This is a genomic window from Antricoccus suffuscus (genome assembly GCF_003003235.1).
Lineage (GTDB): Bacteria > Actinomycetota > Actinomycetes > Mycobacteriales > Antricoccaceae > Antricoccus > Antricoccus suffuscus.
In genome coordinates, this window is record NZ_PVUE01000001.1 from 304,925 (window position 1) to 327,979 (window position 23,055).

Consider the following 23,055-nt stretch of genomic DNA (forward strand, 5'->3'; position numbering starts at 1 on the left):
TGACCGCTTCTACGTGCCCCTAGCTGGTAGAAGCGGTTGGTACGTCGGCAAGCGAGTCGCGTAGTTCCCGGCGCAGCACCTTGCCTGCTGCCGACACCGGGATCTCGTCGACGAGGTGGACTTCGCGAAGCTTCTTGTAGGGCACGACTCGTTCGTTGACGTAGTCCTGGATTGCCTGCGGGGTAGCGACAATGCCGTCGCGGAGCTTGACGAACGCGACCGGCAGCTCGCCGACCTCGTCATCCTTGCGTCCGACCACCGCCGCTCCGGCGATGTCTGGATGGCTGTGCAAGATCTCCTCGAGCTCGCGAGGGTAAACGTTGTATCCCTTGTATAGCAGCATGTCTTTGGCGCGATCGACGATCGACAGGTAGCCGTCTTCATCGATAGATCCGATGTCGCCGGTGTGCAACCAGCCATCCCGCAACGTTTCTGCCGTCGCGTCGGGCCGGTTGTGGTATCCCTGCATGACCTGCGGGCCGCGCACGCATACTTCGCCGGTTTCACCCGGGCCTACCTCGACGCCGGCCGGGTCCATCAGGCAGATGTCGGCGCCGTACGTCGAGATGCCGACCGTGCCCGCCTTCCGTATGCCGGACCGCCATCCCGGGTTGCCGCTTGCTGCCATCGTCACCTCCGTCAGGCCGTAGCCTTCGCCGATGATCGCGTCCGGGAATCTCGCTTCGAGTGCCTCGATCACCGCGACCGGCAGCGGGGCGGCGCCGGAGGAGAGCCCGCGGACCGAGGACAGGTCTCGGGTCTGGAAGTCCGGGTGCCGGATCAGCGCCACAAAGATCGGGGGTGCCCCGCCGATGATGGTCACCTGGAACTTCTCCGCGTCGGCGAGGTAGGCGCCCGGGTCGAAACGGGAGTGCAGGACGGTCGTCATGCCCGAGATGATCGGTAGGTTCAGATAGCCGATTGCCCCCATGGCGTGGAACCAGGGCGTCAGGTTGATGGCTACCGCCGTACCCAACCGGGTCGGCCATTCCTCGACGGAGCCAACCTGATCGAGCGCGAGGTCACCTTCGGCGTCGAGTGTGGGCACCGAACCGCCGCCGCGCGCGGACTGCAGCACGTTGGCGATGATGTTTGCGTGGGTGATGATGACACCCTTGGAGCGGCCTGTGGTTCCGCCTGTGTAGGCGAGGTGGCCGAGTTTCGTCGCCGCATCCTCGATCGGTGGTGGCGGGGTCGTCGAGGCATCCGCTACAAAGTCGCTGAGGGTAACCGCACCTGGTAGTTCGGCGTCGACAGTGATCACCAGACGCGCCGGAATCTCTTCCCGAACCGACTGGAGCACCGCTGATGCCGGACCCCACGTAACGACAGCCTTTGCCCCGCAATCACTGAGCTGGAAGGCAAGGTCGTGTGGTGGAAGTAGCGGATTAGTCGGCCCGAACGCGGCCCCCGACATCATGATTCCGAAGTAGATGGCCGGGTATTCGAGACAGTTGGGCAGGTGTACCGCGACGACATCGCCTTCGCCGATGCCATTGTTGTTCAGCGCGTTGGCAAACGCGGCGGCCTGGCTAAGCAACTCGGTGAAGGTGACGTCTGTGCCGTCCTTGTGGAAGGCGACTCGGTCGCCGTACCGGCGCGCGCCACCCCGCAAAATTGAACCGACGTCGACCGCCGGAAACTTAAACTCCTCCGGCAGCCCGGGTGGGGTGATCGATGCGACACGGTTCATGCGTGGTCCCTCCGTTTTGTGGCGTGATGGCAGGCGAAGAGTCCGGGATCCCCGCCCGGACTCTGGTGTTGCGATAGCGCGACCATATCGGGAACGGGGTCACTCGACAATCCCAACCGAGAATCACGTTCTAATTTGTGATCAACGGGGTCCGGAAGCGTAATCGGGACTGTGACAGCATGGAAACTTCGTACGCCGAAGATCGGAGAGTTGTGCAAGAGACGAAAAACGAACTGTTGAAGAAGGTCTACGGCCTCACTAACACCGCCGACGCCGAGCGTGTCTACGACGATTGGGCGACGACGTACGACTCCGACACGGTCGGCGGCATGGGGTACGTCGCTCCCGCGCTGGCGGCCGAGCGGCTGGCCAGCCTGACCGCGCCCGGCGCCGTCGTACTTGACGCTGGCTGTGGCACGGGGCTTGCCGGCGCCGAACTGGCCAAGCGGGCGGACGTCGTACTCGATGGCGTGGATCTGTCGCCGGGGATGTTGGACCAGGCCCGCGCCCGCGGTATTTATCGCAACCTGTCGACCGCAGACCTCACCAAGCCGCTCGAGCCGGCAAACGACTCGTACGACGCGGTCCTGTGCGTCGGCACGCTGACCGCCGGCCACGTGGGCCCCGCCGTCCTCGACGAGCTTGTGCGGGTCACCAAGCCCGGTGGTTACGTCGTCGCCACCGTGCATTCATTCGTCTGGGAGTCTGAAGGATTCCGTGCCCACCTCGAAGAATTGGACGCTGGCACCGCGGTGACCGTGCGACAGATGGACGAGCAGCCGTACCACACGATCGAGGGCCTCACCTGTCGGTTGTGCGTCCTCGAGGTCCGTTAGGCCTCGCGCGATGGCGAGGGTCGGATGGCGACCATGCGGGTCACCGTCATTTCCTCCATCGCGAAGCGCGGTCCTTCGCGGCCGATCCCCGAGTCCTTGACGCCGCCGTACGGCGCGATGTCCGAGCGGAAGCCGGGGACCTCGTTAATGACGATGCCGCCGGCTTCGATCCGGTCGACCGCGTCGTACGCCGTCGCCAGTGACGACGTGAAGATGCTGCAGTGCAGGCCATACCGCGAATTGTTGAGAGTGTCGTACGCCGCGTCGAGGTCCGGTACGCCGCGGACCGCGACGACCGGGCCGAAGATCTCCTCGTCCCACGCATCTGCACCGTCGGGTACGTCGAGCAGCACAGTCGGCTCGAGCGCCGTACCGCTTATGCCCCCGCCCGCGGCGAGCGTGGCGCCGGCCGACACCGCCGAGTAGACCCACGACCGCACTCGACCGGTCGACCCAGAATCGATCAGCGCGGCGACCCTTGTTTCAGGCAGGCGTGGGTCACCCACCGCGACTCTGTCCAATGCCGGCAGTAGTTTTGCCATGAAAGCGTCCTTGACGGACTCGACGACAATCACTCGCTGGACGCTGATACAGGCCTGCCCGTTGGCGTAGTAGCCACCGCGGATCACGGCGTCGGCCGCGGCATCGAGGTCCGCATCTGCAGCAACGATGAGCGCCGCATTGGATCCCAGTTCGAGCACGACCTTGGTCGGGGCCGCCGCTCGCGCAATCTGATGCCCGACTTCCGCCGATCCGGTAAACGACACGCAGCCGATGCGCGGGTCGGTGGTCAGTGCTTCACCGACGTCGGGACCGCCGGTGACAAGCTGTACGCCGCCCTCCGGTCCACCGACTCCACTAAGGGCGTCACGTAGCAGGGTCACCAGCATGATGGTCGTTATCGGCGCCTGCGGTGGGGGCTTGATGATGACCGGGCAGCCGGCCGCGATCGCCGGCGCGAGTTTGTGCACGGCCAGGAGCAGCGGGTAGTTGAAGCCGGTGATCGCGACGACCACGCCGATGGGCTTGCGAACCCAAAAGCCGAACATCCCTTCTCCCGCAGGCGAAACGTCCAGCGGAACGGTTTCTCCATGCAACTTCGAGATCTCCTCGGCCGCGGTCTGGAGAGTCAGCAGCGTGCGCGCGACCTCGACCTTGCAGTCCACGAGTGGTTTACCGGTCTCGAGGACCAGTATCTGCTCGATCTCGTCGGCGCGGGCAGCAATGTCGTCGTACGTGTCCATGAGTGCCTTGCGCCGAGCGTGTGACGGCATGGCCGCCATTTCGGCGCGGATGGACACCGCTTGCTCGACGGCCTCCTTTGCCAGCCTGGCGTTACCCACAGGCGTTTTCGCGATCACAGATCCGTCGTACGGGAAGGTGATGTCGGCCGATTCCTTGACCGGTACCCATTTGTTACCGATCGCCAACTCTAAAGGGAACTTCATCCTACTTCGCCTTCCTGGCAGCAATATCGGAATTGAGGAATTCGGCGGCCGCCTCGGCGTACACGTGCGCGTTGATCACGATGTCCTCGACACTGACCCATTCGTTTGCCTGATGGGCGATCCATTTGTCGCCGGGACCATAGACGACCGTGGGTATCGCGGCGTCGCGGGTGAGGATCGTGCCGTCGGTCGTACCGGGTACGCCGCCGTACACCGGCGTGCCACCGGTGACCCGTTCGTGCGCCGCGGCGAGGGCCGCCACCACAGGGTCGTCGATCGGGGTGTCAACGGGCGGCCGGTCATCGATGACGACGAAGGTAGCTTCGCAGCCGGCTTCTAACGCTGACTGATCGACGAGGGAATGTATGTGCGACAACAATGTTGGGTGGTCGACGGCCGTCGTCGTACGTATGTCAGCGGCTAATGAGCAGACCGTCGGGATGACGTTGATCTGGTCGTTGTCTCCGCCGTCGAGCACCGTCGGAGTGAGGTAGATGTCGCCGAGTGTCGGATGCTCGCCATGCTCCTTCTGCAGCTCGTCCTGCAGCGCGGCGAGTTTGCTGATGATCGCGGCCGCTACCGGGATCGGGTTGCGGCCATGTTGCGGCATCGCGCCGTGCGCCATTTTCCCCTTGATGATCACCTTCATTCGGATCGCGCCCTTGGCGACGTTGCAGATCTCGCCATCTTCGGGTTCGCAAATGATGGCGCCGTCGACTCCGAGGGCGAGTGATGAACCGGCGAATGCCTTCGCGCCGATCATCATGCCCTCCTCGTCAGCAAGTGCACCAACGACAAGCGTGCCGGGGAAGTCTCCGGCACGCTCGACGGCCCGAGCCGCATAAATCATCGCGGCGAGCCCGGACTTCATGTCGGCGCTGCCGCGTCCAAGCAGCTTGCCGTCGCGGATCTCGGCGCCGTACGGGTCAAACGTCCACTCCGAGAGGTCGCCCTCGGTGACGACGTCGGTGTGCCCCTCGAACATCAGCGTCGGCCCCGGGCGGTTCCCATGCAGTACGGCGATCACGTTGGGCCGCCCCGGTTCGATCTCGATGACCTCTGGGTCCCAGCCAAACGACCGCATCTTCGCCTCGACGAGGGCCGCCGCCTGCCCTTCGGTGTTGCTCGTCGCCGCATCATGCACGCTGCGCACCCGCACCAGGGCCTGGGTGAACGCGACCAGCCCGTCCGCGTCGATGTTGAATTTCGACGTAGCGCCGTTCATCGGTCTCCCCGTTCGTTGGGTTGGTCTGACTCGGTGAGCAAGTCTCTCGTGGTCGCGCCGCTCATCGATTTGGCTAACGTCGGGATCGCGGCGACGAGGCGGCGGGTGTAGTCGCTTTGCGGATTGGCATACAAGGCCTTGGTCTCGCTCAACTCGACGATCTGGCCGTCCTTCATCACCGCGACGCGGCGGCACAGATGGCGTACGACGCTGAGGTCGTGCGACACGAACACGAGCGTGAGCTCGCGGTCACGGACGAGGTCGGTGATCAGGTTGAGCACCTGCGCGCGCACCGACACGTCCAACGCGCTGACCGGTTCGTCGGCGACGAGGATCGATGGCTCCGGTGCGAGCGCGCGAGCGATCGAGATGCGTTGCCGTTGGCCGCCAGAGAACTGATGCGGATAACGCCGAGCCCCGGACGGGTCGATGCCGACATCGCGCAACAGCCGGTGCACATCCGCGTCGGTGAAAGGTTTGCGTTGAGCGACAAGCGGTTCGGCGACGATGTCGTACACACGCATCTGCGGGTCCAGGGAACCCATGGGGTCCTGGAAAACCATCTGGAGCCGCGAACGAAGCCCGTGAAGATTACGCCGGTAGTCCGGCGAGCCCGGCGGCGTACGCCCCCAAGGTGTGCGATGGCGCGAGATGTCCAGTCCGTCGACCTCGATGTGACCGCTCGTCGGCTCGTCGAGCCCGGCGAGCAGCCGCAGGAGGGTCGACTTGCCCGAACCGGACTCGCCGACAATGCCGAACCGCTCGCCGGCCTCGACCTCGAACGTCGCCTTGTCCAGCCCGATTACCTGCCCGGGTTGGCCAAACATCGAGGCCCGCGGAGTGCGGTAGTGCCGCGACAGGTCCGTCGCCGAGATAATCGCACTCATGCGCACCACCCACATCGGTAGCGTCCGGCAAAGTGGTCGCTATGACGACCACTTTGCCGGACCCTGTGCTCATACATCGTCATTCGGCGTTCTCCCCAAGTGGGTGGAAGCACGCGTACCCGAAGTCCTGCCCGCCCGTTTCGTCGCGTCCGGCGGGGTGGTCGCTATGACGACCACTTTGCCGGACGTCAGCCGGTACGCCGGTCCACGGCGGCTGGGTCTTACAGATGTCGGTCGCGAAGTCGCACCGGTTGGCGAACACGCACCCCTCCGGGAACTTCCCGGCCGGCGGCACGCTGCCACGGATCGTCGTCAAATGGCCCTCGGCGTCGACCGCGTCCAGGTCGGAGGCGGCGATCAGCCCCGCCGTGTACGGGTGCTGCGGGTTGGTGAAGACATCGGCAACCGTGCCGGCCTCGACTATCCGCCCGCCGTACATGACAAGGACTCGCTGGCAGAGCATCGCGACGACGGCGAGGTCGTGCGTGATGAACAGCAGCGCGGCGTTCTGGCGATCGGCTTCGCTGACGACGAGGTCGAGCACTTGTGCCTGGACGGTCACGTCGAGCGCCGTGGTGGGCTCGTCGCAGATCAGCAGGTCGGGTTCGTTGGCCATCGCGATCGCGATCACGGCGCGTTGCCGCTGACCGCCGGACAACTGGTGAGGGTATGAACGCGCGGCGCGTTCCGGGTCGGGCAAACCCACCCGCTCGAGGAGGCGCACCGCTTCGCCGTACGCCGCCTTCTTGTTCGGCTGCGTATCGTGCAGCAGCATGGTTTCGGCGATCTGCTTGCCGACCCGCATCGTCGGGTTAAGCGCGGTCATCGGTTCCTGGAAGACCATCGCGAGGTCCCGGCCGCGACGGCCGGCAAGAGCGGACTCCTTGGCGCCGATCACTTCGCCGTCCAGCACGCTGATCGAGCCGCTGGCGGTGAGGCCGGGAGAGAGCAGGCCCATGATCGACAGCGCCGTCAGCGACTTGCCGGAACCGGACTCTCCGATGAGGCCTACCCGCTCATCGCCGTCGACGGTGAAGGAAACCCCTTCGAGCAGGGGATAGGTGCCGGTGCGCACGGATAGTTCACGAAGAGTGAGGACGCGCCGCGGCGTACTGGTCACGGTCATTGCACGTCCACCAACGTCGCGTCGAGCTTGTCGCGCAGCCCGTCGCCGAGCAGGTTGAATCCGAGCACGGACAGGGCTATCGCGATCCCGGGGATCAACCCGAGTGAGAGTGCCTTGTAGAGGGTGTCTTGCGACTCGAGGAGCATGATTCCCCAGCTGGGGTTGGGGGTCTGGGTGCCGAGACCGAGATAGGAGAGTGCAGCTTCGGCCAGAATCGCGATGGCGAAGGCGATCGAGGACTGCACGATGACCAGGCTGGAGATGTTGGGCAGGATGTGTCGGCGCGCGATGGCGAGTCTGCTGTTGCCGGCGGCGCGTGCGGCGAGCACGTATTCGGTCTGCATCACCTGCAGCGTGCCGGCCCGGCTGACTCGCGCAAACGTCGGCACGGTGGCGATCCCGATCGCGATCATCGCCACGAGGGTGCCGCCTTTGTATATCGCCGATAGCATGATAGCGAGCAGTAAGGCCGGAAACGCTAGCAGCAGATCGTTTCCCCGCATCACCACCTCGCCGACCCATCGCCGCGACATGGCCGCCCAGATCCCTAGCGGTACGCCGATCACGGCCGCGATCGAGACCGCGACGATGCCGACGAGCAGCGTCGTACGGGCGCCGGCCATCAGCCGGGACAGCTCGTCGCGGCCGAACTTATCCGCGCCCAGCCAGTGCGCTCCGCTGATGGGCGCGAACTTGTCTGCGCCGTTGTTGAGGATCGGGTTGTACGGCGTCCAGAAGAACGATACGACGGCCGTGATGACGACGAGTGACACCAGGACGCCGCCGATGATCAGGCTGGGGTTGAGTCTCTTCATCGACTGGCCCGCAATCGCGGATCGATCACGACGTACAGGATGTCCACGATCAGCGTGATGATCAAGGTGGCCGCGACCAGCAGCATGACGATGGACTGCACCGCGATCAGGTCCCGGTTGGCGACTTTGTCCAACAGCATCGAGCCGAGCCCGGAGATCACGAACACCCGCTCGATGACGACCGCGCCGATCAGCAGCGTGGAAAGCTGCAGTCCGAGGACCGTCACGACCGGTATCGACGCGTTGCGCAGGCCGTGCCGGACGATCGCGCGGTACGGCGTGAGGCCCTTCGCGCGCGCCGTACGGATGTAGTCCTGGCGCAGTACGTCGAGAACGGCCGATCTGACGTAGCGGCTGAGCACGGCGCCTTGCACCAGCCCGAGCGAGATCGCCGGCAGGATCAGCTGTTGTAGGAACAGCCCGAAGTCGTCGCCCGGCTTGACCAGGTCGCCCGGCGGCAGCAGCCCCCATTTCAAAGACACGAACGAGATCAGGATCAGCCCGAGCGCGAACGCCGGGATGGAGATCCCCAGCTGCGACAGGACCGATAGGCCGACTCCGGACGCGGTGCGGTTGCGCGCGGCCATCAAGATTCCCAGCGGTACGGCGATGATCAGCGCGATCAGGGTGCCGCCGATCGCGAGATACAGCGTGTACTGGAACTTGTCGATGATCTCCGGGGTGAGCTCGTAGTCGCCGACGTACGACCTGCCGAAGTTGCCGCGCAACAGGTGGCCGACCCAGTCGAAGTACTGCACGATAAGCGGCCGGTCCAAGCCAAACTTGACCTCGAGCTGGTGCACCGACGTCGCGTCGGCGTTGATCCCGGCGGCTACTTGGGCTGGGTTGCCGGGCAGCACGTTCATGACCGCAAACACCGCGACCGAGGCCACGAACAAGGACATGAGGAAGATGCCGAGGCGGCTGAGCACCTTCAGCAGCATGAGCACCCCGCAGCGATCGTTGTCATGGTCGTGGAGTTACGACACCGACGCTTAGTCTGCCTTATTTGACGCCGAGATCAGCGACCCGGAACGCTTCTCCGATCGCGTTCTTCGGTAGCCCAGTGATCTCCTTCTTAGCGACCATGAGGTTGGGCAGCAGGAACAGGAAGTCCGCCGCGGCATCTTCGGAGATAAGCTTCGCGGCCGCCTTCATGTTGTCGATCTGCTGCTGCTCGGTACCTTCGTCCGCGGCGGCCAGCAGCGGTTGCAGCGCCGGGTTTTTGTACTGCGTGTAGTAGTCCGGGTTGCCGAAGACCGAGCCGAGGTCGCGGGGCTCGACGTGCGCGATGATCGACATGTCGTAGTCGTGCTGCTTGTAGACGGTGTCGAGCCACTTCGCCGGGAACTCCAGCGTGTCGATGTCGACCTTGATGCCGATTTTGGACAGCTGGCTCTGTACTTCGGGGGCGCAGGCGACGGCGTACGGCAGTGACGGAATGCGCAGCCGCAGCGTGATGTTTTGCTCGCCGGACTCCTTCAGCAATTCCTTAGCCTTCTTCTGGTCGTAAGGGAAGTCCTTGGTCCGGTCCTCATACCAGGGATCGGTCGGCGGGACCATCGATCCGATGAGCGTGCCTTTGCCTGCCCAGCAGTTGTCCAGGAGTGCTTTGTGATCGATGCCGGTGCGGATCGCCTGACGCACCTTGAGATTCGCCAGCGGTCCCTGCGACTGGTTGAAGGACAGGACGACTTCGCCGTTCGTCGTACCCTCGATCACCTGTAGACCACTGGCCTTGGGGCCCTTGGAGAACTGGTCCAGGGACTCCGGCGCCTGCACCGTTGTGACGACGTCGATCGTGCCGGCGAGCATCGCGTTGTTCATCGAGGTCGGATTGTTGAAGTATTTGAAGACGACGTTTTTGAAGTGCGGTTCGGTGCCCCAGTAGTTGTCGTTACGGACGAGTTCGATCGACGTACCGCGCGTCCATTTCGCGAACTTGTAGGGGCCGGTGCCGATCGGGGTGTTGGCCAGGTCGGCTATGCCATTGGGGGTCATCATCGCGCCAAGCCGGGTCGTCATGCGGTAGAGCCAGTCGTTGCTCGGATGCGCCAGTACGACGGTCAGCTCGGTCGGGCTGGTCGCCGTCGCCGATGTAACGACGTCAAACGACTTCTTCAGGCTGATCGTCCAGTCCGTCTTTACCCGGTTGATGGAGAACGCCGCATCGTCGGCCGTAAACGTCTTGCCGTTGGTGAACTTCGCATTGTCGACGAGCTCGAAGGTGTAGGTCAGGCGGTCGTCGCTGACCTTCCACGACTTCGCGAGGGCCGGCACGATCTTGCCTTTGTTGTCGACCTTGACGAGGGTCTCGTAGATGTTGTCCAGCAGCACCTGTGGTGTCGCGGCGCCATCGGTGGTCGTGAAGTCAAGGCTGGGCGGTTCTGCGACGAGGCCCAGCGTGACCGTGTCGCCGATCTTGTTGCTGCTACTGCCGCTGCCGGAGCTCGAGCACCCGGCCAGCGCCAAGGCCGCGGCGACCAGGCCGACGACGAGGCGTTTAAACGAGACGGACATGAAGGTGCTCCTTTGGCCGGCGCTTCTGCGGGTATAGCGATGTAGTTGCCCAGACAATTGTGGAGCACGGCCGCCCCGTCAAGACGTAAGTTCGAAAACTCACCGTCTCAGTTTGGTTACGCAATCTGGTTCAGGAGCCATTCAGTGCGACGTTTTGTCCGGACGTCGCGCACATTCGCTACAGCTAGTGACGGATTGGACCTAGTGTGGGTTGAGAGGTAACGGCCTACACGAGGAGCGCAGCATGGGTGACGACGCGACAAGCATGAATCCGGACTACGAAGTCATTGTTGTTGGCGCAGGAGTATGCGGCATCTATCAGCTCCACCGGCTCCTCGACCTCGGCTTCAACGCCACGCTGCTCGAAACCGGCTCTAACCTCGGTGGCACCTGGTTCTGGAATCGCTATCCGGGCGCCCGCTTCGACTCCGAGAGCATCACCTACGGCTACTCATTCTCCGAGGAGTTGTTGCAGGAATGGGACTGGAAGGAGCGCTTCTCCGGCCAACCCGAGAACCTTCGTTACCTTGAGTACGTCGCCGAGAAGTTCGACCTCCGTCCGCACATGCAGTTCGACTGCAATGTCGATGCGGCGGTCTTCGACGATGCGACGACGCAGTGGCGTCTACAGCTGAGCGACGGACGTGAGCTGTCATCTCGATTCCTCATTCCCGCTCTCGGGCTCCTGTCCGCGCCGACTCTTCCGCGGTACGACGGCATCGATGACTTCGAAGGACAGGCGTTCCACACGTACAACTGGCCCACCGAACCGGTGACGTTGGAGGGCAAGCTGGTGGCGGTCGTCGGCACGGGTGCGACTGCGATACAGCTCATCGGCGAGATCGCGGATAAGGTGGGGGACCTGACGGTCTTTCAGCGGCGACCCAATTGGACAGCGCCGCTGCACAACGGGGAAATCTCTCCGGAAGAGATGGCCGACATCAAGGAGCGGTACGACGAGATCTTCGCCGTCTGCGCGCGTACTCCGGGCGGGTTCATCCACCAACCCGACCGCCGGCCCTACTGGGACGTGCCGCGCGAGGAACGCCTGGCGATGTGGGAGAAGCTTTACACCGAGCCAGGCTTTGGCATCTGGCTGTCGAACTTCCGCGAGACCTTCACCGACGAGGCCGCCAACGCGGAGCTCTCGGCGTTCATCGCTGACAAGATTCGCGCGAGGGTGAATGACCCGGTCCTGGCCGAGAAGCTGGTCCCGAAGGATCATGGGTTCGGCGTACAGCGGCTTCCGATGGAAACCCATTACTATGAGGCCTATAACCGGGACAACGTGCACCTGGTCGATCTGCAGGAAACCCCGATCGACCGGATCACCGCACGTGGAATCCGCACCACTGAAGCTGAGCACGAGTTCGACATCATCGTGTTCGCGACTGGATTCGATGCCGTCACCGGCGCGTACGAGCGAGTGGACATTCGAGGCGTGGGTGGCCAATCATTGAAGGAAAAATGGGCCGACGGCCCGGCCACCTATCTCGGCATGCAGGTGGCCGGCTTCCCCAACATGCTGATGCCGACCGGCCCACAGAGTGCATCGGCGACGACCAACTTCCCGCGTGGGATCGAGCTCGCGGTCGACTGGACCACCGACCTGCTGGAGTACATGCGCGACCGTGGCTACACGCGGGTTGAGGCCGACGCCGAAAGCGAGCGGGCCTGGGGTAAGAAAGTCGCCGAACTCTACGAGATCATGCTGTTGCGTAAGGCGCAGGGCTGGTTCACCGGCTACAACTCAAACGTCGAGGGCCACGAGCAGGGCAAGATGCGCTATCAGGTCTACAACGGCGGAACGCCGAAATATCGAGCCACGATCGCCGAAGTCGCCGAGCGCGACTACGAAGGCATGCAGCTGACCTGACTTCGCATTCTCTAAATAGCGCCACTGTCTAAATAAGGTCATACGTTCCGTAGGTCATAACGGCCGGGACGTGTGACCTTATTTGGCATCTTGCACGGCTCTGCGGACACCGACCGCCGGCGCTATTGACACACGGTCGGCGTCGGCACAACGTACTGGATGTGAGATACGCCAGCGAGTCTGTACGTGGCGAGGACATGACGGTATCGATCAGAGGCAGCCGCTGATGAACGGGTCCGGGATGGATCCGGTCATGACAATGGATATGCCGCTATTGCCGGGCTGGCTGGAGGTGCTGTGGGCGCTGGTCTTGGGCGCGGTAGCGATCACGCACCTGTGGCACGTCTGGTGGATGTCCGGCCGGGCGCGTTGGTGGCATCTCGCGCACGTGCTGATGGCGGCCGCCATGATGGTGATGTACCTGGCCGCGCAGCCCGCGCACGCCGATCTGTACCGGGCGGGTGTCGCACTGTTCGGCGCGCTCACGATCAGCATGATCTTGACGTGCATCTGGTGGGCAAGCCAGGACAATTTTCCGAACTGGTTGTGGGCGGCATCGACGGTGGGCATGCTGGTGATGGCCTACATGTCATTGCCAGTCGGAGACCACCTCGCGACGGTGACATACCTGTTGGTGGTCTACCTGGCCGGCGAAGCGCTGGTGTGGGTGTGCAACCCGTTGCGGCTCGCCGCCGATGTCACGCCCGCGGTCCGATTGTCACTCGCGGTGATGGCGCTCGGCATGGGCTACATGCTGGTCGCGATGCAGACCATGCACATGCACGTTGTCCCCGCGGTCATGACGATGCACTGACTACAGGGGTAGCCGGAGACCTTGATTGTGCCGGCACAGGCGGTCGTGTTCAGCGAGACGGCGCGGTCCCGTGCGCCGTTCTGTCGAAGTGGCTTAACTGATGGCTGTTGTGCTGACGATCGGTCCAGGAGTGTGCTGATGGTAGTAGAGCCGTGGCGAGGCCGACGCCGACCACGAGAGACGCGGCGGCGGCGAAGACGCGCCATCGCCGGCCCCGCACCGCGGGGTCGGCGTGTGGATCGCGTAGTTCGCGCCAGGTGGTAGTGCTGGCCCGGAGGATATGCCCGAGCACATGGATTATGACCACGACTAGCCAGACGATGAAGCTAGCTTGGTGCAAAGTGAGCAACGGTTCGCTGTGATCGGGGCCGACAAAGACGAGCCCGATGCCAGTACCGAGGACCGCAAGGCTAGACAAGATGACAACCGGTCCCAGCAGCCGCAGGATCGGATGCGGCGGCCCTTTCTGCACGTAGGCGGGCGCGCCGGTGTAGTAGCGGACAAACCGGTAGATGGTGCTGGCGCATTTGAGCAGCACTGGACCGACGAGCAGTATCCCGAGGTATACGTGCAGCGTGATCATGCCCCGCACGTTGAGAACGGTGACGCCCTCAACGGCGAGTAGCGCGAAGAGCATCATGCCGCTGACAGCGGTAAGTCGACTATTGCCCTCGGTCATCTCTGGGCCTGCTGGCGGTGTGGTGATACCGAGGAAATCGCGCAACTGCGGCAACAGCCAGTCCGGCGCTTTCAGCTTCCCGGCCGCGCGCGTCTCCGTGGAGCGTGGCCGAGGAATTATCGACATGTCAGCCACCAATCTGATCGCATGGGACGAGTACACCAGGTGAACCTTTGCGAATAGTAAGAGCGAGGTGTGAGCTTTTGCTGGCGACGGGACTCACAACTCACGTCATGGCGGCGCGATGAGGTATATGCTTGCCGATAGGCAAATATTGGATTCGTACTGAATGGAGAACCGTGCCGCAGAGGTTCGAGAGTGAAGAAGTGGCGCGGCTGCGCATCGCGCTCACCAGAATCGCCCGCACGATGGACCGCGAGGTCGAAGGCGGCGGGCTGACTCGCACCCAGTTGTGGGTGCTCGGCACCGTCGCTCGCCTCGGTCCGCTCGGATTGGGAGAGCTCGCCGAGCTCGAACATCTCAACCCGACGATGCTGTCGCGGATCGTCGGCAAGCTGTCCGATGCCGGTCTGGTACGCCGGGTCGCCGATCCCGACGACCGCCGAGCGGCCAGAGTCGAGGTCACCGACGCCGGGCGGGATTTGCACGTACGCCGCAGGGCGGAGCGCACCAAGTTGCTGGCCGGGTTGCTGGCGCAGGTGCCGGCAAGCGATGCGGCGGCGCTGCTCGACGTACTTCCGGCTCTGGAAGCGCTGTCGGTCGTTCGACCTCAGAAGGCTAGTCCGGTGTCCACCTCGTGATGGCGATGAAGGACATCGGGCGGCAGACGTTCTCGTCGCTGCGTAACCCCAACTACCGGCTGTATTTCAGTGGCCAGGCCGTCTCGATGATCGGCACCTGGATGCAGCGGGTCGCTCAGTCGTGGCTGGTGCTCCAGCTGACCGGCTCCGGTACGGCGCTGGGCGTCGTCGTGGCGATGCAGACGCTGCCGGTGCTGTTGCTGGGCCCGTACGGCGGGGTGGTGGCCGACCGCTTGGACAAACGCAAGCTGATGATCGGGCTGCAGTCGATGATGGGGGTCCTGGCCCTCGCCCTCGGCGTACTCACCGTGACGGGCACGATCACCATCTGGATGGTCTACGGTCTTGCCCTCTTGCTTGGGCTGAACACCTGCTTTGAGAATCCCGCCCGCCAGTCGTTCATCCTGGAATTGGTTGGTCCCGACGATCTCCGTAACGCGGTAAGCCTCAACTCGGTGCTGGTCAACGTCGCGCGGGCGATCGGCCCCGCGGTCGCCGGCCTCGTCATTGCCACCGGTGGCCTGGGTATCTGTTTCTTGGTCAACGCGGTGAGCTTCATACCCGTCGTAGCGTCGTTGATGCGCCTCGACGTGTCGGCACTACAACCGTCCGAGCCAGCGGTTCGCGCAAAAGGTCAGATGCGCGAAGGGTTCTCCTACGTGTGGCGTACGCCGGAGCTGCGGGCGCCGCTGCTGATGATGGCGCTGGTTGGGTGCCTTGCCTATGAGTTCAACGTGGTGCTGCCGATCGTCGCAGAACAGACCTTCAATGGCGGTGCGCAGACCTTCGGGTTCATGACCGCGGCGATGGGCGTAGGCGCGGTTGTCGGTGGGCTTTTCGTCGCCGCGCGAGGCACGACCGGGCTGCGTGCGCTGATCACCTCGGCCGGCGTCTTCGGCTTGGCGATTCTGGCGGCCGCGCTCGCGCCGTACCTCTGGATCGAGATGATCGCGCTCGCACTTGTCGGCGCCGCCAGCATCAGTTTCATGGCGCGCGGTAACAGCACCCTTCAACTCGAGGCGGCGCCAACGATGCGCGGCCGGGTGATGGCGCTGTGGGCGGTGGCCTTCCTTGGCTCGACGCCGATTGGCGGCCCGATCGCCGGGTGGATCACCGAGCAGTTCGGCGGGCGAGCGGGTCTGATCCTCGGCGCGGCAGCTTGTTTTGTCGCGGTAGGGCTCGGTGAGTGGATCAGCCGGCGAAGCCGCCGGCCGGCACTCGTTGCACAGGTCGCCGATGAACAACCGCTCGACGAAGAGGCCGTCGCACCGAAAGCCGTGTGACGACTTCGGCCTGGCGGGGCACTCGGCGGTGGACTTCTTGCGGAATAGCATTTACCCTTAAACCAACCGAACGTTCGGGAGGTTTTCCGTGACCGTGACATCCCACCGGCCCACCGCCGGTGACCAGCAGAGCGACTTCGATGCCACCATCGCCGCCGATGGTCGCATCGAGCCGCGCGATTGGATGCCCGATCGTTACCGGGCGACGCTGATCCGGCAGATCGCGCAACACGCGCACTCGGAGATCATTGGCATGCAGCCCGAAGGCAACTGGCTGACCCGGGCGCCATCGCTTGAACGTAAGTCGATCCTGCTGGCGAAGGTGCAGGACGAGGCCGGTCACGGGCTCTACCTGTACGCCGCCGCCGAGACGCTCGGCATGAGCCGCGACGAGATGCTCGACCTGCTGCACTCCGGCGGGCAGAAGTACTCCTCGATCTTTAACTATCCGACACTGACCTGGGCCGACAACGGCGCGATTGGCTGGCTCGTCGACGGTGCCGCGATCGTCAATCAGGTGCCGCTATGCCGCGCGTCGTACGGTCCCTACGCCCGCGCGATGATCCGCATCTGCAAGGAAGAGTCCTTCCATCAGCGGCAGGGGTTCTCGATTCTGCTTGCCCTCGCCCGGGGTACCGACGAGCAGAAGGCCATGGCGCAAGACGCGGTCAACCGCTGGTGGTGGCCATCGCTAATGATGTTCGGGCCACCGGACGGCGAGTCGCCCAACTCGGCGGACTCGATGGCGTGGGGGATCAAGCGATTCTCGAATGACGAGCTTCGTCAGCGTTTCGTTGATATGACTGTCCCGCAGGCCGAAATCCTCGGAATCACATTGCCTGACCCGGAACTGAGATGGGACGAGGAGTCGGGCCATTACGCATTTGGCGCGCTCGACTGGTCCGAGTTCAAGCGGGTGCTGCGCGGTGACGGGCCCAACAACGCCGAACGCGTACGGCGCCGCAAAGCCGCCCACGATGACGGTGCGTGGGTACGCGAGGCCGCGACGGCGTACGCCGCAAAACAAGCCGCGCGGATGGAGCAGTCAGCATGAGCGAGCGGAACACAGACTACGGGTCCGCCGAGCGTTGGCCGCTGTGGGAGGTCTTCGTGCGCAGTCGCCGCGGCCTGTCGCACAACCACGTTGGATCGCTGCACGCCCCCGACGCACAGATGGCGCTGCGCAATGCCCGCGATCTCTACACGCGTCGCCAGGAGGGCGTGTCGATCTGGGTCGTGCCGTCGGCGGATATCACCGCGTCCAGCCCGGACGAGAAGGACGAGTTCTTCGATCCGGCCGGCGACAAGATCTTCCGCTACCCGACGTTCTACAAACTGCCGGCCGAAGTGGACCACATGTGATGGGCGCCGTCCCTGAATTCGCCGGTGAGCGGTACGCCGCAGAGACCTACTCGCCGCTCGTCGATCTCACGCTGAGACTGGGCGACGACGCGCTCGTGCTCAGTCAGCGCCTGATGGAGTGGGTCGCGAGCGCGCCTGTACTCGAGGAGGACGTCGCGATCGCCAACATCGCCCTCGACCTGCTCGGGCAGGGCCGGATGCTCATCTCGTACGCCGGATCCATTATGTCGCCGCCGAAGTCCGAGGACGAGCTTGCCTACCTGCGACAGGCGCGCGAGTTTCGTTCAAGTCATTTGGTGGAGATCCCGCGCGGAGACTTCGCCCAGACAATGGCGCGGCAGCTGGTCTTTTCGACCTACCAGTCCCTGCTCTACGCCGAGCTCACGCACTCGACCGACGCGACAATCGCTGCCATTGCAGCAAAGGCCAGCAAGGAAGTGCGCTACCACCTTGACCACGCAACGCAATGGGTGCTCCGCCTCGGTGACGGCACCGACGAGTCACACGAGCGGATGCAGGCCGGGCTCGACGTGGTGTGGCCGTATGTCGATGAGCTCTTTGACGCGGATTCCGGCGTCGAGGTCTACGACGGCCCGCAGACCGACGAGAAGCTTCGCCCGCTCATCGACGCCGGCGTGTGCCCGGACTTCGGGGCGCTGCGCGAGCCGTGCATCGACCAGCTCACAGCGGTGATCGAGACGGCGACATTGACTGTCCCCCAGACGAAGTGGCATGCCCGCGGTGGCCGGCGCGGCGTACACACCTCCGACCTGGACTTCCTGCTCGCCGAGATGCAGTCCGTGCACCGCGCCTACCCTGGAGCGACCTGGTGAGTACGACGACTCGCGATCTTGAGGACCTGTCACCGTTCGGGTATGGTGACCGCTCCCCGGCTAACGACATCGACGGGACAGATCCGAAGAGCGCAGTTGCCCTCGGCCCTGACGTGACGCCATGGGAGCTTGCCGCGGACGTCAACGACCCCGAGATTCCGGCGCTGAGCATCGCCGACTTGGGTATCTTGCGTGCCGTGGAGGTGTCGGACGATGGCGGCACCGTTACGGTGACAATCACGCCGACGTACTCCGGATGCCCCGCTATGAAGGCGATCGAACACGACCTGCGTCGAGTGTTCACCGAGGCCGGCTATCGGGAGGTCGTCGTTGACGTCGTACTCGCACCGGCGTGGACAACAGACTGGATCACCCCACGCGGGCTGGCGGCTCTCGAGGAGTCGGGCATCGCGCCACCCACCGGCACTCGAGCCGTCGCAGGCCCGGTGTCTGTCGGGCTGTCTGTGCGGTGTCCGCACTGCGGTGACTTCGATACCGAGGTGCTCTCCCAATTCGGCTCGACCTCGTGCAAAGCCCTGTATAGATGCAATACATGCCGTGAACCCTTCGACTGGTTCAAAACACTTCGCTAGAGGACCCATGGCTAACGCTCACGACTTCCACGCGCTCACCGTGTCCGGGCTGGAGCGCATCACCGACGACTCGGTTGCGATCAGCTTCGACGTACCCGATGAATTGGCGGACCTGTATGCCTTCTCGCCCGGTCAGCACCTGACCATCAGGCGAAGGGAGGCCGGCGAGGAAGTGCGCCGCTCCTACTCCATCTGTTGCTCCCCGGGCTCGGGCCGGCTGCGCGTCGCCGTACGGTCGCTGCCTGAGGGCGTTTTTTCGACGTACGCGTTAAATGAGCTCGAGGTGGGGGAGCGGCTCGATGTCATGACTCCTGCCGGATCGTTCACTACCGGCTTCGCGCCGGACCGACGTCGCCACTATGCAATGGTCGCGGCCGGCAGCGGAATCACGCCGGTCCTCTCCCTTGTCGCCACCGCACTCGAGGTCGAACCCAACTCCGAGGTCACGCTCGTCTACGGCAACCGCACCACCTCCTCGATCATGTTTATCGAGGAGATCGCGGACCTCAAAGACAAGTACGCCGATCGATTCCAGATCATCAACCTGCTCAGCCGGGAAGATATCGGTGTCGAGATGCTTTCCGGGAGGATCGATGCGCCCCGACTAGCCAGGATCTGCGAGGCGCTGATGCCCGTCGAGTCGGTGGACGAATGGTTCTTATGCGGACCTTTCGAGATGGTGATCGGCGTACGCGACTGGCTCAAGGACAACAGCGTCAAGCCCGCCAACGTGCACTTCGAACTCTTCCACGTCGAGGACTCGCCACGCGAACGACGGCCTCGCAAGGAAGTCGCGGCCCCGGAAGACCTCAGCAAGATCACGTTCATCATGGGCGGGGTGTCCTCGTCGTTCGACCTCGAACGCGACACCGTCCCGATCCTCGACGCGGCGCTCGGCGTGCGTGCCGACGTACCGTTCGCCTGCAAGGGCGGCGTGTGCGGCACGTGTCGATGCCGCCTGGTTGAGGGCGAGGTCGAGATGGAACGCAACTATGCCCTCGAACCAGAGGAGCTTGACCGCGGGATCCGACTCGCGTGCCAGTCGCGCCCGCTGACCGACAAGGTCACCGTCGACTTCGATGTCTGACCGGTCGTAGTTAGAGGCTCTTGCTAGCGGCCGGGGCCCTGGTATTGCACAGCATTCAGCGCTACCCGTTGATACCGTTCGATGATCTCGTCCACGGTCGCAGGACCCTTCGGGTTGAACCACCCGGCGACTGCCGTGCACGCAGATGAGATAAAGCGCGCCGCTTCGATGGGGTCCGGTGCGAGAAAGACGCCCTTTTCCACGCCATCTATGACGACGCGGTCGAACATGCGCTGCTGACCGTCGCGCTGCGAGACAACCAACTCACGCGCGGACGGGCTGAGGCTTCGTAGCTCTGAGTTCCCGATCAAGCTCTCTTTGGAGTATTGGGCGTGCCGACCGACGTGAATCCGAACGATTGCCTTCAGCCGTTCCGCCGGCTCGTTGGGCGCGTCAAACAGGGCTTGTTCGGTCGCGGCCAAAAGAGCGGCGCCGCCGCGATTAATGATGGTGACGAGAAGGTCGTGCTTGGAGCCGAAATGGTGATAGATGGATCCCGAGCTGACCTTCGCGATCGCAGCGATATCCCGGATCGACGTGCCGTGATAGCCCCGCGCGGCAATGGCCTCTACCGCGGATGCGAGGATTTTTGCCCCCGTGAGTCCGTCATCGGGACTGTAAAGAGAGTCGTCCACATTATGCCGGGGTCGCTAGGTATTTAGGATTCGCGACCGTCACCTTAGCGACGACCGACTCCCATAACGCTTCGACTACCTCAGCGGAGCGTCCATCGAGCGCTCCACTGCGGATCGCTGCGGCGAGTTTGACATCGTCACTGACATCAAACTCGGCTAGTCGGGCCTCGTGCTCTGCCTGCTGATCGGGCCCGAGGGTGAGCTCTCGCTCGATGATGGCGAGGACGTTGGCCGCGACGAGGGTGTGGAACCGCAACCGCCCGTCGAGCGCCGGCATGATTTCGTCGCGCAGAAACTCCTGCACCGCTGAAGCGAGTTCCGCGGTGGTTGGCCGCCCGTGCAAGTTCATGCCGATGCACCCGCTAACCGGTCGCGCAGCAGCAGAAGTACGTCGTACTCTTGCTCGCATACACGGCGCCCGATCGCGGCGAGCTCTACTGAGCGCGTAATGCCAGATAGGTGGCGTTCTGCCTGAGCCATGCAGCCAATGCCCCACCGCACGGTCCCGAGCACCTGCCACCAAAAGGCAGAGTCTGGGTCGACCGGAGTCCCTGACACTCGCTCGTATGCGCGATAAAGGTCGTCGTACTCGCCGAACCCGCCAACCGGCAGCGGTGCCCCGAAACGCCAGGCGCGCACGCACATCCAGCCGAGGTCTTCCATCGGGTCGCCGATGTGCACGACCTCCCAATCGAGCACCGCGCGGACACCGTCGGGGTCGATAATGAGATTGCCGTGCCGAAAGTCGCCGTGTACGACGGTGCGGCCGGTAGGCGCAGGCCGATGATCCTCAAGCCAACGAAGCGCGAGCTCCAGCGTGGGGCTAGGCCACCCGAGCTCGTCCAGTCGGGACCGCATAGTCGTGAGTACGTCGTACTCTTCATATAGGCCAGGCAGAGCGTCGATATCCATCGTGTGGATCTGCGCCAGAATCTCCCCGCACTGCGCCGCAAGCTGCGGCCGGACTGCCGCAAACGCATCTTCGCGCAAGATCTTGCGGGCGAGCGTTTCACCGTCGACGTAATGCATCAGGACGAACGGCGCGCCCAAGATCTGTGGGTCGCCGCTCGTGGTCACCACCTCAGGCTCGGGGACGCCTACCCGCGCCGCCTCTCGCAGCGCCGCCGCTTCGATCAGCATGAGATCCGGTCGCGGTGCGCTGGGCGGATCGCGCCGAAGAATCAGCGGTTTCACTGTGCCGCCATATGCCGCCTCGAACGCCCAAGTCTCACGACTGGCGCCGCCGGTGAGCTGTCGCAACGCCCGGATCTCGAGGCCTGGGTCCGCGAATTCGTCGGCTAGCAGGGTGGCCAACCGGGCCGCGAGCGGCTTTACGTCGGTCATTGTCACCGACCGACAAACTTCGGCTCGCGCCGTTCGAGAAACGACGCGACACCCTCGCGATGGTCTTCGGAGGCGAAGCATTCCTGCAGCGTCGCCTTGTGAGCGTCCATGTGGTGAGGTACATCGCGAGCGAGCCCATCATAGACAAGCTGCTTCACCCGCCGGGTCGCGAATGGCGATCCTTGAGATAGCGCTGATGCAAGCCGACGCGCCCGAGGCACAACCTCATCCGGCTCCACGACTTCGGCGACATAGCCGCAAGCGAGGGCCTCCTCCGCTGATACGAATTCGCCGGAATACAGGAAGCGTAATGCCGTGGGCAGCCCGACCTGACGCGGCAGCAGCCATGAGCCGGCGCCGGTGTCCGGCACCAGGCCGCGGTGCACGAAGTTCCACGCAAACCGCGCGCGAGTGCTCGCGACTCGGGCATCACACTGGACGGTGAACTCCGCGCCCATGCCGACCGCGGCGCCGTCGACCGCGGCGACGACCGGCTTGGGACAAGCCGCGAGCGGCCATGGCTCGTCGGTAGCGGCGTCGCGCCGGCTCCGCTGCCCCTCCGGCGTGGCGGCCAAGGCGCCGAGATCCGTACCGGCACAGAACGCGCCTCCAGCGCCGGTGACGACGACCGCTCGCGCCCCATCGTCGGCCCCCGCCCGCTGAATTGCCTCGATGAATTCGCCAAGGACTGCGTAGGTCATCGCATTCCGCTTCTCCGGACGATCAATCGTCACCAGCGCAATGCCGTCGGTCACGTCATAAGAAATGTCGCCCACGTAGTACCCCAGACTGTTCTGTTAATTACCGCTGCTAACTAACGGTTGTCACCTGATCAATCGTTCAGTTATTGTGGGCTGAACTTCACTATTACGCAAGTGCCCTGCGGCTAACCGGGAAACGTGCAGCAGTATCGAATTTTGACGTCTACTACGAAGGACTGATGGACATATGGTTCTCGAACTTCCGCAGGACCTCACAGATCTGCGTGGCGAACTCGACGACTTTATTGAACGAGAGATCAGGCTTCTCGAACAACAGGATGACAACGTCCGCTTCTTTGATCATCGGCGGGAGAACGCCCGTACCGATTGGGATGCCGGAGGTCTGCCAACGCAGGAACGGGAAAACTTGCTCAGAGGCAGGACTGGGTCGACCGAGGAGATCCAGATGCGACGTATTGCCGGCTATCTGTTTGGCTTCATGAAGCAGGACGCGCCCAAAGGCGTTCGGGACTGAGG

Annotated in this window: 24 protein-coding genes; 11 read left to right on the forward strand and 13 right to left on the reverse strand. The window is 63.9% G+C overall.

Going from position 1 to position 23,055, the window contains the following annotated elements; all coding sequences use genetic code 11:
* Nucleotides 1-19: 19 nt before the first annotated feature.
* A complete protein-coding gene (locus CLV47_RS01515) occupies nucleotides 20-1,693 on the reverse strand; it encodes a class I adenylate-forming enzyme family protein (RefSeq protein ID WP_106347226.1) in 1,674 nt (557 codons plus the stop codon).
* Between the two features lie 179 nt (nucleotides 1,694-1,872).
* Here CLV47_RS01515 and CLV47_RS01520 point away from each other — a divergent pair, with 179 nt between their 5' ends.
* Entirely contained in the window at nucleotides 1,873-2,529 is a 657-nt protein-coding gene (locus CLV47_RS01520; RefSeq protein WP_202862319.1) for a class I SAM-dependent DNA methyltransferase, read from the forward strand.
* Here the strand turns inward: CLV47_RS01520 and CLV47_RS01525 are convergent.
* The 7 genes from CLV47_RS01525 to CLV47_RS01555 all read right to left on the reverse strand — a co-directional run bounded on the left by CLV47_RS01525 (nucleotide 2,526) and on the right by CLV47_RS01555 (nucleotide 10,550).
* The gene (locus tag CLV47_RS01525; protein ID WP_106347227.1) at nucleotides 2,526-3,977 is read right to left on the reverse strand and encodes an aldehyde dehydrogenase family protein; all 1,452 of its coding nucleotides are present in this window, start codon (nucleotides 3,975-3,977) and stop codon (nucleotides 2,526-2,528) included. The genes CLV47_RS01520 and CLV47_RS01525 overlap by 4 nt on opposite strands.
* 1 nt (nucleotide 3,978) lies before the next feature.
* A complete protein-coding gene (locus CLV47_RS01530; protein ID WP_106347228.1) occupies nucleotides 3,979-5,202 on the reverse strand; it encodes a M20 family metallopeptidase in 1,224 nt (407 codons plus the stop codon).
* Nucleotides 5,199-6,089 (reverse strand): ATP-binding cassette domain-containing protein, encoded by an 891-nt coding sequence (locus CLV47_RS01535; protein WP_106347478.1) that lies wholly within the window; start codon nucleotides 6,087-6,089, stop codon nucleotides 5,199-5,201. The genes CLV47_RS01530 and CLV47_RS01535 overlap by 4 nt, the downstream gene beginning before the upstream one ends.
* Before the next feature lie 79 nt (nucleotides 6,090-6,168).
* Complete coding sequence (locus CLV47_RS01540) at nucleotides 6,169-7,215, reverse strand: ABC transporter ATP-binding protein (RefSeq protein WP_106347229.1); 1,047 nt, start codon at nucleotides 7,213-7,215, stop codon at nucleotides 6,169-6,171.
* Nucleotides 7,212-8,030, reverse strand: coding sequence for an ABC transporter permease (locus CLV47_RS01545; protein ID WP_106347230.1), 819 nt, complete (start codon nucleotides 8,028-8,030; stop codon nucleotides 7,212-7,214). Before CLV47_RS01545 ends, CLV47_RS01540 begins: the two co-directional genes overlap by 4 nt.
* Entirely contained in the window at nucleotides 8,027-8,974 is a 948-nt protein-coding gene (locus CLV47_RS01550) for an ABC transporter permease (protein ID WP_106347231.1), read from the reverse strand. Before CLV47_RS01550 ends, CLV47_RS01545 begins: the two co-directional genes overlap by 4 nt.
* A 61-nt stretch (nucleotides 8,975-9,035) precedes the next feature.
* Nucleotides 9,036-10,550 (reverse strand): ABC transporter substrate-binding protein, encoded by a 1,515-nt coding sequence (locus tag CLV47_RS01555; RefSeq protein ID WP_106347232.1) that lies wholly within the window; start codon nucleotides 10,548-10,550, stop codon nucleotides 9,036-9,038.
* Between the two features lie 244 nt (nucleotides 10,551-10,794).
* Between CLV47_RS01555 and CLV47_RS01560 the strand changes: the two genes are divergently transcribed.
* Nucleotides 10,795-12,426: a flavin-containing monooxygenase gene (locus CLV47_RS01560; protein WP_106347233.1), complete on the forward strand. Its 1,632-nt coding sequence runs from the start codon at nucleotides 10,795-10,797 to the stop codon at nucleotides 12,424-12,426.
* A 253-nt stretch (nucleotides 12,427-12,679) separates the two neighbouring features.
* Entirely contained in the window at nucleotides 12,680-13,240 is a 561-nt protein-coding gene (locus CLV47_RS01565; RefSeq protein ID WP_170110910.1) for a DUF5134 domain-containing protein, read from the forward strand.
* A 49-nt stretch (nucleotides 13,241-13,289) separates the two neighbouring features.
* Here CLV47_RS01565 and CLV47_RS01570 read toward each other — a convergent pair whose 3' ends face one another.
* Entirely contained in the window at nucleotides 13,290-14,045 is a 756-nt protein-coding gene (locus tag CLV47_RS01570; protein WP_106347235.1) for a hypothetical protein, read from the reverse strand.
* Between the two features lie 173 nt (nucleotides 14,046-14,218).
* Here CLV47_RS01570 and CLV47_RS01575 point away from each other — a divergent pair, with 173 nt between their 5' ends.
* The 7 genes from CLV47_RS01575 (at nucleotide 14,219) to paaE (ending at nucleotide 19,838) form a co-directional block, all read left to right on the forward strand.
* A complete protein-coding gene (locus tag CLV47_RS01575) occupies nucleotides 14,219-14,680 on the forward strand; it encodes a MarR family winged helix-turn-helix transcriptional regulator (protein WP_202862320.1) in 462 nt (153 codons plus the stop codon).
* On the forward strand, nucleotides 14,680-15,963 hold the full coding sequence (locus tag CLV47_RS01580; protein ID WP_106347236.1) for an MFS transporter: 1,284 nt from the start codon (nucleotides 14,680-14,682) through the stop codon (nucleotides 15,961-15,963). Before CLV47_RS01575 ends, CLV47_RS01580 begins: the two co-directional genes overlap by 1 nt.
* Before the next feature lie 88 nt (nucleotides 15,964-16,051).
* The gene (gene paaA / locus CLV47_RS01585) at nucleotides 16,052-17,017 is read left to right on the forward strand and encodes a 1,2-phenylacetyl-CoA epoxidase subunit PaaA (RefSeq protein ID WP_106347237.1); all 966 of its coding nucleotides are present in this window, start codon (nucleotides 16,052-16,054) and stop codon (nucleotides 17,015-17,017) included.
* Complete coding sequence (gene paaB, locus CLV47_RS01590) at nucleotides 17,014-17,325, forward strand: 1,2-phenylacetyl-CoA epoxidase subunit PaaB (protein WP_106347238.1); 312 nt, start codon at nucleotides 17,014-17,016, stop codon at nucleotides 17,323-17,325. The genes paaA and paaB overlap by 4 nt, the downstream gene beginning before the upstream one ends.
* Nucleotides 17,325-18,158, forward strand: a complete 834-nt coding sequence (gene paaC / locus CLV47_RS01595) for a 1,2-phenylacetyl-CoA epoxidase subunit PaaC (RefSeq protein ID WP_106347239.1) — start codon at nucleotides 17,325-17,327, stop codon at nucleotides 18,156-18,158. The genes paaB and paaC overlap by 1 nt, the downstream gene beginning before the upstream one ends.
* Nucleotides 18,155-18,751: a 1,2-phenylacetyl-CoA epoxidase subunit PaaD gene (paaD, locus tag CLV47_RS01600; RefSeq protein WP_238145161.1), complete on the forward strand. Its 597-nt coding sequence runs from the start codon at nucleotides 18,155-18,157 to the stop codon at nucleotides 18,749-18,751. The genes paaC and paaD overlap by 4 nt, the downstream gene beginning before the upstream one ends.
* A 7-nt stretch (nucleotides 18,752-18,758) precedes the next feature.
* Nucleotides 18,759-19,838, forward strand: coding sequence for a 1,2-phenylacetyl-CoA epoxidase subunit PaaE (gene paaE / locus CLV47_RS01605; protein WP_106347240.1), 1,080 nt, complete (start codon nucleotides 18,759-18,761; stop codon nucleotides 19,836-19,838).
* Nucleotides 19,839-19,861: 23 nt separating this feature from the next.
* Here the strand turns inward: paaE and CLV47_RS01610 are convergent, their stop codons facing one another.
* The 4 genes from CLV47_RS01610 to CLV47_RS01620 are packed head-to-tail and all read right to left on the reverse strand — an operon-like array spanning nucleotide 19,862 to nucleotide 22,593.
* Nucleotides 19,862-20,473 carry a TetR-type transcription factor C-terminal domain-containing protein gene (locus tag CLV47_RS01610; RefSeq protein ID WP_106347241.1) on the reverse strand — a complete coding sequence of 204 codons (612 nt, stop codon included), beginning with the start codon at nucleotides 20,471-20,473 and terminating at the stop codon, nucleotides 19,862-19,864.
* A gap of 1 nt (nucleotide 20,474) precedes the next feature.
* A complete protein-coding gene (locus CLV47_RS22285; protein WP_202862321.1) occupies nucleotides 20,475-20,822 on the reverse strand; it encodes a DUF6285 domain-containing protein in 348 nt (115 codons plus the stop codon).
* Nucleotides 20,819-21,817: a phosphotransferase family protein gene (locus CLV47_RS01615; RefSeq protein WP_202862322.1), complete on the reverse strand. Its 999-nt coding sequence runs from the start codon at nucleotides 21,815-21,817 to the stop codon at nucleotides 20,819-20,821. The genes CLV47_RS22285 and CLV47_RS01615 overlap by 4 nt, the downstream gene beginning before the upstream one ends.
* Before the next feature lie 2 nt (nucleotides 21,818-21,819).
* The gene (locus tag CLV47_RS01620; RefSeq protein WP_106347242.1) at nucleotides 21,820-22,593 is read right to left on the reverse strand and encodes an enoyl-CoA hydratase/isomerase family protein; all 774 of its coding nucleotides are present in this window, start codon (nucleotides 22,591-22,593) and stop codon (nucleotides 21,820-21,822) included.
* A 172-nt stretch (nucleotides 22,594-22,765) separates the two neighbouring features.
* Between CLV47_RS01620 and CLV47_RS22205 the strand changes: the two genes are divergently transcribed.
* Nucleotides 22,766-23,053 (forward strand): hypothetical protein, encoded by a 288-nt coding sequence (locus CLV47_RS22205; RefSeq protein ID WP_177557461.1) that lies wholly within the window; start codon nucleotides 22,766-22,768, stop codon nucleotides 23,051-23,053.
* Nucleotides 23,054-23,055: the final 2 nt, after the last annotated feature.

What these genes read in the sequence shown, in the direction of transcription:
- CLV47_RS01530 (WP_106347228.1), bottom strand. Translation starts at nt 5,202, where the DNA reads ATGAACGGCGCTACGTCGAAATTCAACATCGACGCGGACGGGCTGGTC.
- CLV47_RS22285 (WP_202862321.1), bottom strand. Translation starts at nt 20,822, where the DNA reads ATGAACTTGCACGGGCGGCCAACCACCGCGGAACTCGCTTCAGCGGTG.
- CLV47_RS01570 (WP_106347235.1), bottom strand. Translation starts at nt 14,045, where the DNA reads ATGTCGATAATTCCTCGGCCACGCTCCACGGAGACGCGCGCGGCCGGG.
- CLV47_RS01525 (WP_106347227.1), bottom strand. Translation starts at nt 3,977, where the DNA reads ATGAAGTTCCCTTTAGAGTTGGCGATCGGTAACAAATGGGTACCGGTC.
- CLV47_RS01545 (WP_106347230.1), bottom strand. Translation starts at nt 8,030, where the DNA reads ATGAAGAGACTCAACCCCAGCCTGATCATCGGCGGCGTCCTGGTGTCA.
- CLV47_RS22205 (WP_177557461.1), top strand. Translation starts at nt 22,766, where the DNA reads ATGGTTCTCGAACTTCCGCAGGACCTCACAGATCTGCGTGGCGAACTC.
- CLV47_RS01555 (WP_106347232.1), bottom strand. Translation starts at nt 10,550, where the DNA reads ATGTCCGTCTCGTTTAAACGCCTCGTCGTCGGCCTGGTCGCCGCGGCC.
- CLV47_RS01535 (WP_106347478.1), bottom strand. Translation starts at nt 6,089, where the DNA reads ATGAGTGCGATTATCTCGGCGACGGACCTGTCGCGGCACTACCGCACT.
- CLV47_RS01515 (WP_106347226.1), bottom strand. Translation starts at nt 1,693, where the DNA reads ATGAACCGTGTCGCATCGATCACCCCACCCGGGCTGCCGGAGGAGTTT.
- CLV47_RS01615 (WP_202862322.1), bottom strand. Translation starts at nt 21,817, where the DNA reads ATGACCGACGTAAAGCCGCTCGCGGCCCGGTTGGCCACCCTGCTAGCC.
- CLV47_RS01540 (WP_106347229.1), bottom strand. Translation starts at nt 7,215, where the DNA reads ATGACCGTGACCAGTACGCCGCGGCGCGTCCTCACTCTTCGTGAACTA.
- CLV47_RS01580 (WP_106347236.1), top strand. Translation starts at nt 14,680, where the DNA reads ATGGCGATGAAGGACATCGGGCGGCAGACGTTCTCGTCGCTGCGTAAC.
- CLV47_RS01560 (WP_106347233.1), top strand. Translation starts at nt 10,795, where the DNA reads ATGGGTGACGACGCGACAAGCATGAATCCGGACTACGAAGTCATTGTT.
- CLV47_RS01550 (WP_106347231.1), bottom strand. Translation starts at nt 8,974, where the DNA reads ATGCTGCTGAAGGTGCTCAGCCGCCTCGGCATCTTCCTCATGTCCTTG.
- CLV47_RS01565 (WP_170110910.1), top strand. Translation starts at nt 12,680, where the DNA reads ATGACAATGGATATGCCGCTATTGCCGGGCTGGCTGGAGGTGCTGTGG.
- CLV47_RS01520 (WP_202862319.1), top strand. Translation starts at nt 1,873, where the DNA reads ATGGAAACTTCGTACGCCGAAGATCGGAGAGTTGTGCAAGAGACGAAA.
- paaE (WP_106347240.1), top strand. Translation starts at nt 18,759, where the DNA reads ATGGCTAACGCTCACGACTTCCACGCGCTCACCGTGTCCGGGCTGGAG.
- paaB (WP_106347238.1), top strand. Translation starts at nt 17,014, where the DNA reads ATGAGCGAGCGGAACACAGACTACGGGTCCGCCGAGCGTTGGCCGCTG.
- paaC (WP_106347239.1), top strand. Translation starts at nt 17,325, where the DNA reads ATGGGCGCCGTCCCTGAATTCGCCGGTGAGCGGTACGCCGCAGAGACC.